Origin of the sequence: Pseudomonas gingeri (assembly GCF_013386165.1) — a bacterium.
Classification (GTDB): Bacteria; Pseudomonadota; Gammaproteobacteria; order Pseudomonadales; family Pseudomonadaceae; genus Aquipseudomonas; species Aquipseudomonas gingeri_C.
This window is the reverse complement of the sequence record NZ_JACAOS010000040.1, coordinates 18,926-36,338: the sequence shown is the minus strand read 5'-3', so window position 1 is coordinate 36,338 and position 17,413 is coordinate 18,926. Positions and strand designations below refer to the sequence as shown.

General features: G+C 61.4%; 12 protein-coding genes. 9 read left to right on the top strand and 3 right to left on the bottom strand.

What is annotated here, in order from left to right; all coding sequences use genetic code 11:
* The coding region (locus tag HX866_RS34115; RefSeq protein WP_218179838.1) for a ribonucleotide-diphosphate reductase subunit beta at positions 1 to 617 on the bottom strand (617 nt) is incomplete at its 3' end.
* A 528-nt stretch (positions 618 to 1,145) separates the two neighbouring features.
* Positions 1,146 to 1,409, bottom strand: coding sequence for a DUF2790 domain-containing protein (locus HX866_RS33765; protein WP_177098426.1), 264 nt, complete (start codon positions 1,407 to 1,409; stop codon positions 1,146 to 1,148).
* A 414-nt stretch (positions 1,410 to 1,823) separates the two neighbouring features.
* Here HX866_RS33765 and acs point away from each other — a divergent pair, with 414 nt between their 5' ends.
* The 7 genes from acs (at position 1,824) to argR (ending at position 9,753) form a co-directional block, all read left to right on the top strand.
* Positions 1,824 to 3,779 (top strand): acetate--CoA ligase, encoded by a 1,956-nt coding sequence (gene acs, locus HX866_RS33760; protein ID WP_177098425.1) that lies wholly within the window; start codon positions 1,824 to 1,826, stop codon positions 3,777 to 3,779.
* Between the two features lie 696 nt (positions 3,780 to 4,475).
* Positions 4,476 to 5,252 (top strand): ABC transporter substrate-binding protein, encoded by a 777-nt coding sequence (locus HX866_RS33755; protein ID WP_100944751.1) that lies wholly within the window; start codon positions 4,476 to 4,478, stop codon positions 5,250 to 5,252.
* A 91-nt stretch (positions 5,253 to 5,343) separates the two neighbouring features.
* Positions 5,344 to 6,033 (top strand): ABC transporter permease, encoded by a 690-nt coding sequence (locus HX866_RS33750; RefSeq protein WP_177098424.1) that lies wholly within the window; start codon positions 5,344 to 5,346, stop codon positions 6,031 to 6,033.
* Complete coding sequence (locus HX866_RS33745; RefSeq protein ID WP_177098423.1) at positions 6,030 to 6,728, top strand: ABC transporter permease; 699 nt, start codon at positions 6,030 to 6,032, stop codon at positions 6,726 to 6,728. Before HX866_RS33750 ends, HX866_RS33745 begins: the two co-directional genes overlap by 4 nt.
* A gap of 2 nt (positions 6,729 to 6,730) precedes the next feature.
* Positions 6,731 to 7,843, top strand: a complete 1,113-nt coding sequence (locus tag HX866_RS33740) for a succinylglutamate desuccinylase/aspartoacylase family protein (protein WP_177098422.1) — start codon at positions 6,731 to 6,733, stop codon at positions 7,841 to 7,843.
* 28 nt (positions 7,844 to 7,871) lie between these two features.
* Positions 7,872 to 8,636 carry an ABC transporter ATP-binding protein gene (locus HX866_RS33735; protein ID WP_100944747.1) on the top strand — a complete coding sequence of 255 codons (765 nt, stop codon included), beginning with the start codon at positions 7,872 to 7,874 and terminating at the stop codon, positions 8,634 to 8,636.
* A gap of 124 nt (positions 8,637 to 8,760) precedes the next feature.
* Positions 8,761 to 9,753, top strand: a complete 993-nt coding sequence (argR, locus tag HX866_RS33730; RefSeq protein WP_177098421.1) for a transcriptional regulator ArgR — start codon at positions 8,761 to 8,763, stop codon at positions 9,751 to 9,753.
* A gap of 3 nt (positions 9,754 to 9,756) precedes the next feature.
* Here argR and HX866_RS33725 read toward each other — a convergent pair whose 3' ends face one another.
* Positions 9,757 to 14,709 carry a dermonecrotic toxin domain-containing protein gene (locus tag HX866_RS33725; RefSeq protein ID WP_177141272.1) on the bottom strand — a complete coding sequence of 1,651 codons (4,953 nt, stop codon included), beginning with the start codon at positions 14,707 to 14,709 and terminating at the stop codon, positions 9,757 to 9,759.
* Positions 14,710 to 14,973: 264 nt separating this feature from the next.
* On the opposite strand from HX866_RS33725, the gene HX866_RS33720 reads away from it, so the two are divergent.
* Together HX866_RS33720 and aruF are read left to right on the top strand one after the other, a co-directional pair.
* Positions 14,974 to 16,194 (top strand): aspartate aminotransferase family protein, encoded by a 1,221-nt coding sequence (locus HX866_RS33720; RefSeq protein WP_177098419.1) that lies wholly within the window; start codon positions 14,974 to 14,976, stop codon positions 16,192 to 16,194.
* 150 nt (positions 16,195 to 16,344) lie between these two features.
* Positions 16,345 to 17,364 (top strand): arginine/ornithine succinyltransferase subunit alpha, encoded by a 1,020-nt coding sequence (gene aruF, locus HX866_RS33715; RefSeq protein WP_177098418.1) that lies wholly within the window; start codon positions 16,345 to 16,347, stop codon positions 17,362 to 17,364.
* The last annotated feature ends 49 nt before the right edge of the window (positions 17,365 to 17,413 follow it).

The window sequence follows — 17,413 nt, the reverse complement described above, 5'->3', positions numbered from 1 at the left end:
CCTTCATCCATGGCCAACGATTCGATGCAGTATTGATAGGCGTGGGTGTGGATCGCCTCTTCGAAGGCCTGGCGCAGGATGTACTGGCGGCACTCGGGGTTGGTGATCAGGCGGTACACGGCCAGCACCAGGTTGTTCGCCACCAGGGAATCGGCGGTGGAGAAGAAGCCCAGGTTGCGCATGACGATGCGGCGCTCGTCGTCGGTCAGGCCTTCCGGGTCTTTCCAGAGGGCGATGTCGGCGGTCATGTTGACTTCTTGCGGCATCCAGTGGTTCGCGCAGCCGTCGAGGTACTTCTGCCAGGCCCAGTCGTACTTGAACGGCACGAGCTGGTTGAGGTCGGCGCGGCAGTTGATCATGCGTTTTTCGTCGACCGCGACACGGGCCGAGGCGCCGTCGAGTTCAGCCAGGCCTTCGGCAACGTCCAGGGCGTCGAGAGCGGCCTTGGCGCGAGCGATGGCGGCCGAGTCGGAAGCGGTCACGGCACGGGCTTCTTGGGCCGCGGCGCCACCGGCGCTGTCGAGGCGGTCCATGTTGGCTTCGGTGGCGTGACCGGCGTTGGCGCCCTTGACGGCAACCTCGCCTTCTTCTTTGTCGAATTCGTCCCAGCTCAGCATGACGTGTCGTCTCCTGCGTGAGGGCCAGATGCCCGTGTGAAAAACACTGATGGTTTGGTTGTCACACGACCAATGGCCGCTTTGGATCTAAAGGATATGTTGCTTGCAGCAGCGGTTCGCGCACGCAAAAACATGGAATAGGGTCGGGATGATCCCGTGTCGTCGCTGGGAGAGGCCGCCAGGCCTTCCCCTGTCGCCCGCAAAGAGGCTGAATCGACGAGGGCTTGCAGCTCGATTCGACGCTTTTTCAGGCGCGAACGGACGCCCATAGTATAAGGATTTTGTCTGGGTGTTTCAGCCAGTTTTTGCCGGAAATGATTTGTACACGGGGGAACTGGTCGTGCTGATGGCCGGAGCGCCGGGTTTGTGGGGCGCGGGTTTTCATGAGGGGGCAGGGAGGAAGGTTTTTGGAGGCGCTGGGCACCGATCGCCAGCAAGCCGGCTCCCACGGGGTGGGGAGGAACACCTTTGCCGCAAGAAGCGCTTCTTGCGGCGGGTGATTTTGCTACGCGGGGTCAGGCCAGGGTGTCAACCGTGGGCGCAACCGTTACCCATGACGCGGTACTCCATGATATGTCGGGCGCCTTGCGAGTCTTCATAGACCATGCGCGCCGGAACAACTTCGCAAACATCCGGAACTTCACTCATGGAGATAACTTTCTGAATGTCCGGGTGAGAACTGTAAGTGTACTCTTCCACCGGAACGGTGTGGCTGGCAACGTCGGTTGGAATCTCGTCAGCCATGGCGGTTGCACACAGGCTGCTGAGGGCCAGAACGACTAGAGCTTTCATCTCGATTCACCTTTTTCGGGTCGTAAGGGGTCACGTAGCCCTTATGAGGCTACGTGTGCAACGGTCTTGATTTGAATTCGAATTAACGGCCTTCGTGGGGGCTGTCGCTAAGTTAATTCGCTGCCTTAGTTGGCGAGGAGAATGTTAAGAGCCTGCCAAACATTCATATAGAGGGGGTTTTGATAAAGACTATTGACAAAACCTGTAACAATCGTCGAAAAACGTCCCCAAGGCCCGTTCCGCGAGTTATTTTCAGGGCGGCGAAAATCGCTACAGGCCGCGTGCTTGAGGCTTTTCAGTCCTTGACAGGGCATTTTGTAGGGGCTTGTTACTACCATCGTCGAATGGTTCTATGGCACTGGCCCGGCTAAAACGGGGTCATAAAACAACAACATATCCACCGAGGTAAGAAAGATGAGTGCGGCTTCCCTGTACCCCGTTCGTCCTGAGGTCCTGGCGACTACGCTGACCGACGAGGCGACCTACAAGGCGATGTACCAGCAGTCGGTCGTCAACCCAGACGGCTTCTGGCGTGAACAAGCCAAGCGCCTCGATTGGATCAAGCCTTTCACCACGGTGAAGCAGACCTCCTTCGACGACCACCATGTCGATATCAAGTGGTTTGCCGACGGCACCCTGAACGTTTCCTACAACTGTCTGGACCGCCACCTGGCCGAGCGCGGCGATCAGATCGCGATCATCTGGGAAGGCGACGATCCCGCCGAATCCCGCAATATCACGTACCGCGAGCTGCACGAGCAGGTCTGCAAATTCGCCAACGCCCTGCGTGGCCAGGATGTGCATCGCGGCGACGTGGTGACCATCTATATGCCGATGATCCCCGAAGCCGCGGTCGCCATGTTGGCCTGTGCCCGCATCGGCGCGATCCACTCGGTGGTGTTCGGTGGTTTCTCGCCGGAAGCCCTGGCTGGTCGTATCATCGACTGCCGTTCCAAAGTGGTGATCACGGCCGATGAAGGTGTGCGTGCTGGCAAGAAGATCCCGCTCAAGGCCAACGTCGACGACGCCCTGACCAACCCGGAAACCAGCAGCGTGCAGAAAGTCATCGTGTGCAAGCGCACCGGCGGCAATATCAAGTGGAACCAGCATCGCGACATCTGGTTTGAAGACCTGATGAAGGTGGCCGGCAGTGTTTGCGCGCCGAAAGAGATGGGTGCCGAAGAAGCGCTGTTCATCCTCTACACCTCCGGCTCCACCGGCAAACCCAAGGGCGTGCAGCACACCACCGGCGGTTATCTGTTGTATGCGGCGCTGACCCACGAGCGGGTGTTCGACTACCGCCCGGGCGAGATCTACTGGTGCACCGCGGATGTCGGCTGGGTTACCGGTCACACTTATATTGTCTACGGCCCGCTGGCTAACGGCGCGACCACCGTGATGTTCGAAGGCGTGCCGAACTATCCGGATATCACCCGGGTGGCGAAGATCGTCGACAAGCACCAGGTCAATATCCTCTACACCGCCCCGACGGCGATCCGCGCCATGATGGCCCAGGGCACCGCGGCCGTTGAAGGCGCCGATGGCAGCAGCCTGCGCCTGTTGGGCTCGGTGGGCGAACCGATCAACCCGGAAGCCTGGGACTGGTACTACAGGAATGTCGGCAAGTCGCGTTGCCCGATCGTCGATACCTGGTGGCAGACCGAGACCGGCGGCAACATGATGAGCCCGCTGCCGGGCGCCCATGCGCTCAAGCCGGGTTCGGCGACACGGCCGTTCTTCGGCGTGGTGCCGGCGCTGGTGGATAACCTGGGTAACATCATCGAGGGCGCCGCCGAAGGCAATCTGGTGATCCTCGATTCGTGGCCGGGCCAGGCGCGGACCTTGTACGGCGATCACGACCGTTTCGTCGATACCTACTTCAAGACCTTCCGTGGCATGTATTTCACCGGTGACGGCGCGCGTCGCGATGAAGACGGTTACTACTGGATCACCGGGCGTGTGGATGACGTGCTGAACGTGTCCGGCCACCGCATGGGCACCGCCGAGATCGAGAGCGCCATGGTCGCCCACCCTAAAGTCGCCGAAGCGGCGGTGGTCGGTGTGCCCCACGATATCAAGGGGCAGGGCATCTATGTCTACGTCACCCTCAACAATGGCGAGGAGCCCAGCGAAGCGCTGCGCCTGGAGTTGAAGAACTGGGTGCGCAAGGAGATCGGGCCGATTGCCTCGCCTGATGTGATCCAGTGGGCGCCGGGCTTGCCGAAGACCCGTTCGGGGAAAATCATGCGGCGGATCCTGCGCAAGATCGCCACAGCGGAGTACGACGGCCTGGGGGATATCTCCACCCTGGCGGACCCGGGTGTGGTGCAGCATCTGATCGATACCCACAAGACCATGAACGTCGCGTAAGCGCCGTTCCAGGTTGACCGAGCCCCGTCCGGCATTGCGCTGGGCGGGGCTTTTTTGTCTGTACAAATACCCTGATCGCCACGCCCCTTTCTGTGTAGGAGCGAGCTTGCTCGCGATAAGGCGTCAACAATAACGCGAACTGTCTGACACTACGCGGCGTCACAACCACCATCGCGAGCAAGCTCGCTCCTACAGGTAAGGGGAGATGTCTCTCTATCAAGTGAGATAAATATCGGTTTTTGCTGTGAATTCCGCCTTCTGTTACCGGTTTTCCGGCGGGTAACCAAATGTGTCACCGACCGCCCGGACTCGGGGCAAAGGGAAACGTCGCTGCCCGTTTCAGGCCCGAAAACAGCGCCTTTAAAATCTCATTGAACGCCGTGCTTGCCGGAATAGAAGGCTTTGCGAATAATAGGCCCGCTATTTGCAGGATAGATCGGTTACCCCTTCTTTCGCTCTTGCATGAATTTCAAGAGCTGTCAATGTCTCCGGCCTGCTTTCTCTGCGCATCTGTAATTAGTTGTCGCATTGAGGAAATATCGGCTTCGGACCTGTCGTTAGAATGCCGATCACTCGCTTGTCGTGGTGCACGTTGAACGTGTTCGCCGCCGACCGTTACGCGAAGACTGCTTTCCCATCCGCATATTGGGCTGTTGCTCACTCTGCCGTTTTGCCCTTGACCGATGGAGTCTCAAGATGAAGAAACTCGTGCTGCTGGGTGCCCTGGCACTCTCCGTGCTGTCGCTGCCGACATTCGCCGATGAAAAACCACTGAAGATCGGTATCGAAGCCGCCTACCCTCCGTTCGCCTCGAAGGCGCCGGACGGCAGCATCGTCGGTTTCGACTACGACATCGGCAACGCCCTGTGCGCCGAGATGAAGGTCAAGTGCGTCTGGGTCGAGCAAGAGTTCGACGGCCTGATCCCGGCCCTCAAGGTGCGCAAGATCGACGCCATCCTGTCGTCGATGTCGATCACCGATGATCGCAAGAAGTCGGTCGACTTCACCAACAAGTACTACAACACCCCGGCTCGCCTGGTGATGAAGGAAGGCACCGTTGTCAGCGACAACCTGTCCGAGCTCAAAGGCAAGAAGATCGGTGTGCAACGGGGTTCGATCCACAATCGCTTCGCCGAAGAAGTCCTCAAACCGCTGGGCGCCGAAATCAAGCCTTACGGTTCGCAGAACGAGATCTACCTGGACGTGGCCGCCGGTCGCCTCGACGGTACCGTGGCTGACGCCACCTTGCTGCAGGACGGTTTCCTGAAGACCGATTCGGGCAAAGGCTTCGCGTTTGTCGGCCCGCAATTCACCGACGAGAAGTACTTCGGTGACGGCATCGGTATTGCCGTGCGCAAAGGCGACAAGGCCGATCTGGACAAGATCAACGCCGCCATCGTCGCGATCCGTGCCAACGGCACGTACAAGCAGATCCAGGACAAGTACTTCGACTTCGACATCTACGGCAAATAAACCGCCGCAGTGACAAGTCCGGAATGGCGCAAGCAGCAGGAGCTCTGAGGTTTGCGCCATTTTTTCATCCCTACTTCCGAGGATCTGAATCATGTTGAAAGGCTACGGGGCTGTCATCCTCGATGGCGTTTGGCTGACGCTTCAGCTCGCCTTGTCATCCATGGCCCTGGCCATTGTCCTGGGCCTGATCGGGGTGGCCTTGCGCCTGTCGCCGGTACGCTGGCTGGCCTGGCTGGGCGACCTGTATGCCACGGTGATCCGTGGGATTCCCGACCTGGTGCTGATCCTGCTGATCTTCTACGGTGGCCAGGACCTGCTCAACCGCGTCGCGCCACTGCTCGGTTATGACGATTACATCGACCTCAACCCCCTGGTCGCCGGTATCGGCACCCTGGGTTTCATTTTCGGCGCTTATCTGTCGGAAACTTTCCGTGGGGCCTTCATGGCGATCCCCAAGGGCCAGGCCGAAGCCGGCATGTCCTACGGCATGAGTGGCCTGCAAGTGTTTTTCCGGGTGCTGGTGCCGCAGATGATTCGCCTGGCGATTCCCGGCTTCACCAACAACTGGCTGGTCCTGACCAAGGCCACCGCGCTGATTTCCGTGGTCGGTCTGCAAGACATGATGTTCAAGGCCAAGCAGGCGGCGGATGCCACCCGCGAGCCTTTCACCTTCTTCCTCGCGGTGGCGGCGATGTACCTGGTGATCACCAGTGTCTCGTTGCTGGCATTGCGTCACCTTGAGAAGCGCTACTCGGTAGGCGTAAGGGCGGCTGATCTATGATCTTCGACTACAACGTCATCTGGGAAGCCATGCCGCTGTACCTCGGCGGCTTGCTGACCACCTTGAAACTGCTGGCCTTGTCCTTGCTGTTCGGTCTGCTGGCGGCATTGCCCCTGGGGCTGATGCGGGTCTCCAAGCAGCCGGTGGTGAACATGAGCGCCTGGCTCTACACCTACGTGATCCGTGGCACGCCGATGTTGGTGCAGTTGTTCCTGATCTACTACGGCCTGGCCCAGTTCGAGGCGGTGCGCGAGAGTATTTTCTGGCCCTGGCTGTCGAGCGCGACCTTCTGTGCCTGCCTGGCCTTTGCCATCAACACCAGCGCCTACACCGCTGAAATCATTGCCGGCAGCCTGCGGGCCACGCCCAATGGCGAGATCGAGGCGGCCAAGGCCATGGGCATGTCGCGCTACAAGCTGTACCGCCGCATCCTGCTGCCGTCGGCCCTGCGCCGGGCGCTGCCGCAATACAGCAACGAAGTGATCATGATGCTGCAGACCACCAGTCTGGCGTCCATCGTCACCCTGATCGACATCACCGGCGCCGCCCGTACCGTCAACGCCCAGTATTACCTGCCGTTCGAGGCCTACATCACCGCCGGCGCGTTCTACCTGTGCCTGACCTTCATCCTGGTGCGCCTGTTCAAGCTGGCTGAGCGCCGCTGGTTGGGTTACCTGGCGCCGAGGAAGCACTGACTATGCAACGTATCGATCATCCTTTGCCCTGGGGTAGCCTGGGCACGGAACGCCAGGTCTCGGTGTTCCGTTTTGGCAGCGGCGAGCGCAAGGCCTATATCCAGGCCAGCTTGCACGCCGACGAATTACCGGGTATGCGCACGGCCTGGGAGCTGAAAAAGCGCCTGGTCGAGTTGGAAGCCCGCGGGGCCCTCAAGGGCGTGATCGAACTGGTGCCGGTGGCCAATCCGATCGGCCTCGGCCAGTTGCTGCAAGGCAACCATCAGGGGCGTTTCGAGTACGGCAGCGGCAAGAATTTCAACCGCGATTTTGTCCCGTTGACCGAGCCGGTCAGCGCCTTGGTCAAAGGCCGTCTGGGCGACGATCCGCACGCCAACGTTCGGCTGATTCGCCAGGCCATGCTTGAAGTGCTGGCTGCGTTGCCGGCGGCGACCAGCCAGCTGCAAGGCATGCAGCGAGTGTTGCTGAGCCACGCTTGTGATGCCGACCTGGTGCTCGACCTGCATTGTGATTGCGAAGCCGCGTTGCACATGTACACCTTTCCCCAGCACTGGCCGCAGTGGCGTTCCCTGGCGGCGCAGCTCAAGGTCCGCGTCGGGTTGCTGGCGGAAGAGTCGGGCGGTACGTCGTTCGACGAGGCCTGTTCGCTGCCGTGGCTGCGTCTGTCCCGTGAGTTCCCGGACGCGCAGATCCCACTGGCTTGCATGGCCACCACCATCGAGCTGGGTGGCCAGGCCGATACCGGTCGTGAGCAGGCCGAGGCCCAGGCCGAAGGCATTCTGGCGTTCCTCGCGGAGCAGGGCCTGATCGACGGAGAATGGCCGGCCGCGCAACAGGAGCCTTGCGAGGGCATGCCGTTCGAAGGCACCGAGTTGCTCTATGCGCCGCACCCTGGTGTGTTGAGTTTCCTGGTGCCGGTGGGGAGTTGGGTGGAAGCCGGCGAACCCCTGTTCGAAGTGATCGATCCTTTATCCGACCGGGTCAGCACCGTGTGTGCCGGCACGAGCGGTGTCTTGTATGCCGTGGAACGGCTGCGTTACGCCCAACCCTCGATCTGGCTGGCCAAGGTGGCGGGGCGTGTACCGCTTCGCCACGGACGCCTGCTCAGCGACTGACCCGACTGTTTTTGTGAGAACCGACCGCATGTACAAGCTTGAAGTCCAAGACCTGCATAAACGCTATGGCAGTCACGAAGTGCTCAAGGGCGTGTCCCTGGAAGCCGCCGCGGGTGATGTGATCAGCATCATCGGCTCCAGTGGCTCCGGCAAAAGTACTTTCCTGCGCTGCATCAACCTGCTGGAGCAGCCCTATGCGGGGCGCATCCTGCTCAACAATGAAGAGTTGAAGCTGGTGGCCGGCAAGGACGGCGCGCTGAAGGCCGCCGATCCGAAGCAGTTGCAGCGCATGCGTTCGCGGCTGTCGATGGTGTTCCAGCATTTCAACCTGTGGTCGCACATGACCGCGCTGGAAAACATTATCGAGGCGCCGATTCACGTGCTCGGCATGTCGAAGAAAGAGGCGCTGGAAAAGGCCGAGTACTACCTGGCGAAAGTCGGCGTGGCGCATCGCAAGGATGCCTACCCGGGCCATATGTCCGGTGGCGAGCAACAGCGCGTGGCAATTGCCCGGGCGCTGGCGGTGGAGCCGGAAGTGATGCTGTTCGACGAGCCGACCTCGGCCCTCGACCCGGAATTGGTGGGTGACGTGCTGAAGGTGATGCAGGCCCTGGCCCAGGAAGGCCGGACCATGGTGGTGGTGACCCACGAGATGGGCTTTGCCCGTGAAGTCTCCAACCAGCTGGTGTTTTTGCACAAAGGCGTGGTCGAAGAACGCGGCAATCCGCGCGAGGTGCTGGTCAACCCGCAATCCGAGCGGCTGCAGCAATTCCTCTCGGGCAGCTTGAAATAGTCGTCGCTTTTTATGCTGCCGTTGCGCACCAAAATAGGTCATGCTGCGCGCCGAGCGCGGCGTGGTCTACTTTGAGTTGGCCGCCTTCGGCTTTTCACCCTGTTCTGTTTTCGGATTGCCTGCCATGACTGCCCATCGAATTGGTTTCCTGATTTGGCCCAGCACCCAAGCCTTGACGCTGGCGCTGGCCGAGGAGGCCTTGCGTGTCGCTCAGCGGGTGCATCCGGAAGTCGTCTACGAATTGTCTTTCCTGCAGGCCGAAGCGCCCGCCGAGGCCTTGGCCGCTGGTGGCTGGCAACTGCCGGGCGAGCCCTGGGCCGGCAAGCTGGAAGGGTTCCAGAAACTCTTCCTGCTGGCTGACGAGCCGCCCACCAGCCTGGCGCCGGCCTTGAGCAGTGCCCTCAAGCAACTGGTGCGCTCGGGTTGCGTGGTGGCGGGTTTGTCCGCCGGGGTTTACCCCTTGGCCCAGCTCGGCTTGCTCGACGGTTATCGCGCGGCGGTGCACTGGCGCTGGCAGGATGATTTCGCCGAACGTTTTCCCAAGGTGATTGCCACCAGTCATCTGTTCGACTGGGACCGTGATCGCCTGACCGCCTGTGGCGGCATGTCGGTGCTGGACCTGCTGCTGGCGGTCCTCGCCCGTGACCATGGTGCTGAACTGGCCGGTGCGGTTTCCGAGGAGTTGGTGGTCGAGCGTATCCGTGAAGGCGGCGAGCGCCAGCGCATTCCGTTGCAGAACCGCCTGGGCTCCAGCCATCCGAAGCTGACCCAGGCCGTGCTGCTGATGGAAGCCAATATCGAGGAGCCGTTGACCACCGACGAGATCGCCCAGCATGTCTGTGTGTCGCGACGCCAGTTGGAGCGGATCTTCAAGCAGTACCTCAACCGTGTGCCGAGCCAGTATTACCTGGAACTGCGCCTGAACAAGGCACGGCAGATGTTGATGCAGACCAGCAAGTCGATCATCCAGATCGGCCTGTCCTGCGGTTTCTCCTCGGGGCCGCATTTCTCCAGCGCCTACCGCAACTTCTTTGGCGCCACGCCACGGGAAGATCGCAACCAGCGGCGCAGCAGCAGTCCGTTCGAGTTGTCGTCGGTGCCTTCGGAACGCGGCTAGGGCTTATTCTTCGCGGGGTGTGGGCGGCGTGATGGGGGATGCCGCCGGCGCGAGACTGCCGCCATTGTCGCTGTCGCTTTCGCTCTCTTCGCCGCTGCTCACATCGTCACCGATCAGGATTCTGACCTGCTGCACGCCGCCGTTCAGCTCTCTGTAGCTGCGGACTCTTTGCAGGCTGGCCTCCGTCAACGGGTTGTTCCTGAAATCATAGGTCACCACCTGCGAGGTCGGCACTTCGAACAGGCTTTCCGGTATGTCTCTGATCTGGTTGTCGCGCAAGTCGGCAATCCCCAGCACACGGAGTCCGAACAATCCCTCGGGCGTCTGTTCAAGACCACTGTCGCTCAGGTCGAGCACCCTCAGGTCGGTCATCCGTGCGACGCTCGGTGTCAGCAGCATGCCCTCGGCGCGCGGCGGGCCGGGTTGCAGTGGATTGCCGGACAGATCGAGCATCTGCAAGCCGGTCATGTCCGAGAGCAGTTGGTGTGAGGTGTCGCTCAGTTGGATCAGGCCATAGGGCATATCCAGGTTTCTCAAGTGCGGCATGTCGAAAATCGCGGTGGGGAAATCCCGGTCGATAAAGCTGGAGGCATACAGCACACGTAGCCGGGGGAAGCTGTGGAGGAAGCCATCGAGCCCGTCGCAGGCGCCGTAACCATGGACTTCCAGGCGGGCGATATGGCTGAAATCGGCTGAAAGCGCGGGCAGTCTGCCGGTGATTCGCTGGGTGAAAGAGAAGCTATACAAACGTGTGCCGTCGGGCAGTATTTCTTCGCTCAGGCGCTGCCAGCTCCGTTGCAGTTGTTGGGCAAAGTCATCTCGGTTCAGACTTTCCAGCGCCCGCTCGATCTGGCTCAGCGGTTCCTGCGTTTGCGGGTGAAGCCTGGGGACATCGCCGCTCCAGGCCTGTAGATCGGCGCGCAGCTGGCGGTATTGGGCCTCCAGTCGGCTCAACTGGTTCAAGGAGTCCTCGAGGAGTCGCGGCTGGGCCCGGATGAAACTCTCCAGCTCTTCGCCATTCAGGCCCGGATAAAGCGCCTGGATACGCGTGCGTTCGGACAGGGACTGAACGCCGAGTGAGTGGCCGGTTCTACGGTAATAATCCCGGGCGCGTTGCAGGCTGGTCTCGGACAGCGGGTTGTTGTTCAGTTCCAGGCCGGAACCGAGATTGCCGGACATCTCGTTGAGTGTCTGCGGCAGTTCGCGGATGGCGTTGTCGTTGAGCAGGGCGGCTTCCAATCGTGGCAGTTCGAACAGGCCCTCGGGAAGCGCATTGATTCCACTGTGGCTCAGGTCGATGACCGCCAGTGCCTGCAGTTGACGCAGGTCGGGGACCAGGCCGAGGGGGTTGTGGCTCAGGTCAAGAATCTCCAGGGTCTGCATGCTGCCGAGTGCTTGCCTCGCCTGGACGGTCAAACGCAGATTGCAGTTGATCAGGCTCAACTCGGTCAGTTGTCCCCGTGTGATCGATTCGGGCAGGTCGTCGAGTTGGAAACCACGGATGGAGAGACGGCGCAGGTTGGGAAAACGCTCCATGAACCGGGCCAACTCCCGGGCTGGAGTGTCGGCCGCCAGGTTCAGATAGCGGACGTGGTTGAAGTCGACGGACAGTTCGGGCAATTCGCCCAGCAAGCCATTGGCGCTGAGGGTGTAGCCGTGCTCCTCGGGATTGTTGGAGTAGAAAAGGTCGGGTTCACGGCGCCAGCAGCGCCGAATGGCTTCGGCGAACTGGGCGCGGGTGCGTTGCTGGTTGAGGCGCTGCATCAGGCTCAGGCGTTCCCCGCTGACCGGGTGAGTGCTGGAGGTGATGAACGACCAGGTCTCCAGTTCCTCCGTCAGTTGTTCGTACGCCTGCTCCAGCCGTCGCACTTCATCAAAGACCCGCATGCTGTTCAGGCTGCCGATAAATTGCCGGATCCGCTCATCGGAAAAGCTCGGAAACAGCCGGGCGACCCGATCTTCGAGGGCCCAGCGGCTGCCCGCCTGCGGCGCGCCACGACCGCTGAGCGGATAACCGGGGCGCCTCTTGGCCAAGGCCATGGGCGAGTGTTCGCTGGGGATGGCCGGTGGCATGTGCAGTAACTGGCGTAGTGCGTCGGGGTCGGGCAGGCGGCTGTTTTGCACGGCTTGCTTGAGTTGTGCGCCTTGGTTGGGACTGGGGTAACCCAGTTCGCTGCGCTGGGTGTCGGGCAGGGCATGCAGCAGCGATGCATAGAGATCGTCGGAGCCGTGCAGTTCCTGGTCCAGGGCGTCGCGGGTCTGGTACAGGCCGTTTTCCTTGATCAGCACTTTGCAGATCGGCGCATCGACGGCGCCGATGCTATCGAGCAACGGTCCGCTTGAGGCGTGTGCGCGCATTTCGATACGCACTTGGGTGGACCAGCCCGGGAGGCGCTGCACGCTATGCAGGACAAGCTTTTCGCTGTCGGCATTGCCGCTCGCCGCCAGGTACAGCCCCTCGCGGGCGCGGGCCAGGCGCACTTTCGAGTGATACAAGGCGGCTTCGTCGGCGATGCCCGAGGCGATTTCGGCGGACTCGCGCAAGGCTTGCAACTGCGCGCCGCTGGCATGCTCGGCGAGTTCTTCGAGCACGGCCACGGGCAGGTCGGGAAACGCCGTTTGCAGCACGCCCACCGTGGGGTCCTGTGCTTGAGTGCGAAACCGGTATTGCGATTCGAACAGCGCTTTTTGGCGCAGCTGGGCATGTCGGGCGATTTGCTTGCGAAAGTTCAGCAGCCGCGTTTGCGGTTTTTCGGCGGGGGTGGCGAAATTCTGGCTTTCCCCCAGCAGGGTGCGCAGATCGCTTTCATCGAGGTCGGGTGAATTCAGCACGGTCTTGAGCAGATCGCCGTTGTGCAACTGGTCGAGCGAGATGGTCACTCGTTGCCCCTGGGCGGTGCCGGTGCGGACGGTCTCCATGATCACCTGGCCCTGATCGTCCACCAACCGCAGCGCCTTGGGCTGCGATTGCCAGAGGTCCAGCAGAATTTGCTCCTGCATGCTCTCGTCAGGCGTGGCCTCGCCGCGAGCCATTTGCTCGATGAAACCTTGGATATCATGGTCCAGGCGAAAGCGCAGCAGGCTGTCCTTGAGCAGTGCGGGGGGCCGCTGGCTGTCGAAATGCACTCGGCGCAGCAAGGCTTCGTCGGTGTCGCTGACCGCCATGATCCGCGCGGCGTCGATGTCGGAAAAAGCTTCGCCGGCCAGACCCAGGCGGTGCATCAACTGCGGGCCTTGCCATTGCAAGGGGTTCTCCAGTTCGTGAAACCAGGCGCCGGCACCGTTATGCCAGAAGGCGGGTGAGTATGATTTGTGGCCGCGTGGGTGTTTGATCCGACCACGATTGCCCTGCGGATTCAGTTCGACTTCATAGAATCGCTCGCCTTGTTTGAGGTATTGGCGGTTGTTGAATTCATACCGGCCGCTGGCGTTCGGTTGCGCGCTCTCGGGCAGTGCTGGTGAATGCTCGTAGGGTGTCAGGTCGGGTTTCCACAGGGTGCTTTCACCCGTGGGCAAGGTCACCTGTTTCAACTCCTTGACCAGGCCGGCCCCGGCGAATCGGTGGGCGACCACGGTGACGCCACCGATCAGCACCAGGTTCAGGGTGACACCGATCAGCCCCTTGAGGGCTTGTTCGCGCTCGTCGTGACCCCAGTCCTCAATGCCGTTGTAGATCTGGCTGAACATTTGCGCGCCGGCCACCGCCAGCATCGCTTCGCCCAGCCCGGGGACGAACAGGGCCGCGACGTTCAGCAGGTTCAGGCCGATGTCCGCCAGCGATTGCAGGTAGTCGCGGTGGTCCTGGCGGTCGATATCGGTCACCGGCACCGCGTTGACATTGCCATCGTCCAACAGCTTGACCAGGTGCTGGGTATGGAGCTCGCGTAGCGGGTGGCCGATCAGCGGAAAACGTTTGAGTTGCAGGTCGGCCGCTGTGCCCGGGGCGCCAAGGGCGCTGAAAAAAGCCGCTTGGGTGCGTTGGTTGATGTAGCGCCTGAAGAAGCTTCGGTAGCCGCTGTCGCCCAGGCGGATAGCCAATTCCTGTTCGAACGCCTCGAAGCTGGCGTATTGCTTGAGTGCCTGCTCCGGATCGCCGCTCAGATAGACGATGCAAGGGCGGTTGCGCGCGGCGAGGGTGTCCTGGTGCTCAATCAACAAGGCGCCTTTGAGCGTGACGCCGGTCGAGCTGCTGAGTGGCGTCTTGAAGTTGAACATTTGCAGTTCGCAGCAGCTCACGGGTTTGCCGTCCCAGTAAGACAGGCGCTCCTGTTGGCTGGCGGCCAGCAGGAATTGGTGGGTCGAGCGGCTGATATGGCCTTTCATCAGGGCAATATGGGTTTGGGTGATGAGTTCGTAGCGTTCGCTGAGCTCAAATTGATCGCGAAAGCGGTTGTCAGCTGCGCCGGAGGGTTTTTTCGGTAGCAGCACCGCGCTCATGTGACGGTCGTACTGGCCACCGATATCGAGTTCCCGGCACAGCTCGACGAACGCCCGGACGGTGAAGGCTTGAATAGGCGGGCTCTGCCGCGCATCGACCCTGCGGTACAGGCTGGATTCATTATAAAAAATCAGGTTTTCATGCTGGGGGGCAACGAAGTTCTTCAGGGCCGCCTCCAGCAGGCTCATATCGACGACGGAGATCTTGCGCGGCGTCGAGAGTGTCGCGGCAGTGATCAGCCGTACGCCGTTGATTCGATCATGTTGAGGGTTCAATTCGTGTCCGAAGCGGGCTTTCAGGGCGTTGGACAGGATCGGCACGGCAAAGGCCTCAAGGCCCTGCAAGGCGTGCAGGTACTCAGCCAGCCTGGCCTTGTGGGTGTGGGTCAACAACAGGCTGTCGCCATGGGCTTGAAGCAGGGTTCGGGAAGCCCCGGTCAGCCAATTCGGCAGTTTGTTTTTGATCAGTTCGAAATTGTCGGGGTCGTGCGGCAGGTCTGTTTCGGCAGGCATCGGCATGGCGCGGTTTCTCGTGCGGCGGGTAAAGCGGCGAGGCTATCCAGCACCCGGCGGCAGCCGTACCTAAATAGATACCAAAACCCTGGCCAGCGTTTAAACTGCGCCTTTGCGACGCTATTTGTCGCATTGCTGACAACCTCGGCTAAAGCCGGTTTGGCGCTATAAGAAGTTGTCGCTTGGCGGCAAGGCCTGACCGAAAACTGTCCTTACAATCCCCCCATCGCTCGCCAGTTCCAGGCAGGCGTTCCTCTTCAGGAGACTCCGATGTCCGTTGAGCAAGCTCCGGTGCAACGCGCCGATTTCGACCAGGTCATGGTTCCCAACTACGCACCTGCGGCTTTCATTCCTGTGCGCGGCGCGGGTTCCCGAGTATGGGACCAGGCTGGCCGCGAGCTGATCGATTTCGCCGGCGGTATCGCGGTTAACGTATTGGGCCATGCGCATCCGGCGCTGGTCGGTGCGCTGACCGAGCAGGCGAACAACCTGTGGCATGTGTCCAACGTCTTCACCAACGAGCCGGCCCTGCGCCTGGCCAAGAAGCTGGTGGACGCGACTTTCGCCGAGCGCGTGTTCTTCTGCAACTCCGGCGCCGAAGCCAACGAGGCCGCTTTCAAGCTGGCCCGTCGTGTGGCGTTCGACCGCTTCGGTTCGGAAAAATACGAAATCATCGCGGCCCTCAACAGCTTCCACGGCCGCACCCTGTTCACCGTGAACGTTGGTGGCCAGTCGAAGTATTCCGACGGCTTCGGTCCGAAGATCACCGGTATCACCCACGTGCCGTTCAATGACCTGGACGCGCTGAAAGCCGCGATCTCGGACAAGACCTGCGCCGTGGTGCTGGAGCCGGTCCAGGGCGAAGGCGGCGTATTGCCTGCCGAACTGGCCTACCTGCAAGGCGCCCGCGAGCTGTGCAACCAGCACGATGCGCTGCTGGTGTTCGACGAAGTGCAGACCGGCATGGGCCGTAGCGGCACCTTGTTCGCCTACATGGAATACGGCGTGACCCCGGACATCCTCACCAGTGCCAAGAGCCTGGGCGGTGGTTTCCCGATTGCCGCGATGCTCACCACTGAAGCGTTGGCCAAGCACCTGGTGGTCGGCACCCACGGCACCACCTACGGCGGCAACCCGCTGGCGTGTGCGGTCGGCAACGCGGTGATCGACGTGATCAACACCCCGCAGGTGCTGAACGGCGTGAAAGCCAAGCACGACCTGTTCAAGACCCGCCTGGAGCAGATCGGTGCCAAATACGGCCTGTTCACCCAGGTGCGTGGCCTCGGTCTGTTGCTCGGTTGCGTGTTGAGCGATGCCTGGAAGGGTAAGGCCAAGGACGTGTTCAACGCCGCGGAAAAAGAAAACCTGATGATCCTGCAAGCCGGCCCGGACGTGGTGCGTTTCGCCCCGAGCCTGGTGGTTGAAGACGCGGACATCAAAGAAGGCCTGGATCGCTTCGAGCGCGCCGTGGCCAAGTTGACGCAAGCCTGATGGACCGCCCGCTGGTGGCCCAGGATGGCCGTCAGCGGGCCTAATTTCCTGTACCGGGCAAGCACGCACCGACAATGGGCGGTGTTTATCCCGGTATTTTTTTCTGTCGACGCCAAGCGTCGACCTGTTCTGGATTGAAGGAGTGACACCATGCTGGTGATGCGCCCCGCGCAAATGGCTGACCTGGACGAGGTACGGCGCCTGGCCGCGGACAGCCCGATCGGTGTCACTTCCCTGCCGGACGACGAAGACCGCCTGCGCGACAAGATCGCCGCCTCCGAAGCCTCGTTTGCCGCCGAAGTCAGCTTCAATGGCGAAGAAAGCTATTTCTTCGTGCTCGAAGACAGCGCCACCGGCAAACTGGCGGGCTGCTCGGCCATCGTCGCCTCGGCCGGTTATTCGGAGCCGTTCTACAGCTTCCGTAACGAGACCTTCGTGCATGCGTCCCGCGAGCTGAAGATCCACAACAAGATCCACGTGCTTTCGCAGTGCCACGACCTGACCGGCAACAGCCTGCTGACCAGCTTCTATGTGGTCCCGGAGCTGGTGGGGTCGGCCTGGTCGGAACTCAATTCCCGCGGGCGCCTGCTGTTTGTCGCCAGTCATCCGGAGCGTTTCGCCGATTCGGTGGTGACCGAGATCGTCGGCTACAGCGACGAACATGGCGACTCGCCATTTTGGGACGCCATCGGCCGCAACTTCTTCGACCTGAACTACGCGGCGGCCGAGCGCCTGTGCGGCCTGAAAAGCCGGACCTTCCTTGCCGAACTGATGCCGCATTACCCGATCTATGTGCCGTTGCTGCCGGACGCCGCCCAGGAGGCGATGGGCCAGGTGCACCCGCGTGCGCAGATCACCTTCGACATCCTGATGCGCGAAGGCTTCGAAACCGATCACTACATCGACATCTTCGATGGCGGCCCGACCCTGCACGCACGGGTCAGCGGGATTCGCTCCATCGCCCAGAGCCGGGTGGTGCCGGTGAAAATCGGCGACGCCCACAAGGGCGGCGGGCGCCAGTACCTGGTGTCCAACGCGCTGCTGCAGGACTACCGCGCGGTGCTGCTGGAGCTCGATTATGCGCCGGGCAAACCGGTCACCCTGGATCTGCAAGCCGCCGAAGCCCTGGGCGTCGGCGAAGGTGCCAGCGTGCGCCTGGTAGCGGTTTAAGGCCGGTATCGAAAGCAGCCTTACAGCGAGTTTCGCGGGCACCCGTCAG

Bases quoted from the DNA above. Each gene is read 5' to 3' on its own strand.
- HX866_RS33765 (WP_177098426.1), bottom strand. From the start codon at position 1,409: ATGAAAGCTCTAGTCGTTCTGGCCCTCAGCAGCCTGTGTGCAACCGCC.
- acs (WP_177098425.1), top strand. From the start codon at position 1,824: ATGAGTGCGGCTTCCCTGTACCCCGTTCGTCCTGAGGTCCTGGCGACT.
- HX866_RS33755 (WP_100944751.1), top strand. From the start codon at position 4,476: ATGAAGAAACTCGTGCTGCTGGGTGCCCTGGCACTCTCCGTGCTGTCG.
- HX866_RS33750 (WP_177098424.1), top strand. From the start codon at position 5,344: ATGTTGAAAGGCTACGGGGCTGTCATCCTCGATGGCGTTTGGCTGACG.
- HX866_RS33745 (WP_177098423.1), top strand. From the start codon at position 6,030: ATGATCTTCGACTACAACGTCATCTGGGAAGCCATGCCGCTGTACCTC.
- HX866_RS33740 (WP_177098422.1), top strand. From the start codon at position 6,731: ATGCAACGTATCGATCATCCTTTGCCCTGGGGTAGCCTGGGCACGGAA.
- HX866_RS33735 (WP_100944747.1), top strand. From the start codon at position 7,872: ATGTACAAGCTTGAAGTCCAAGACCTGCATAAACGCTATGGCAGTCAC.
- argR (WP_177098421.1), top strand. From the start codon at position 8,761: ATGACTGCCCATCGAATTGGTTTCCTGATTTGGCCCAGCACCCAAGCC.
- HX866_RS33725 (WP_177141272.1), bottom strand. From the start codon at position 14,709: ATGCCGATGCCTGCCGAAACAGACCTGCCGCACGACCCCGACAATTTC.
- HX866_RS33720 (WP_177098419.1), top strand. From the start codon at position 14,974: ATGTCCGTTGAGCAAGCTCCGGTGCAACGCGCCGATTTCGACCAGGTC.
- aruF (WP_177098418.1), top strand. From the start codon at position 16,345: ATGCTGGTGATGCGCCCCGCGCAAATGGCTGACCTGGACGAGGTACGG.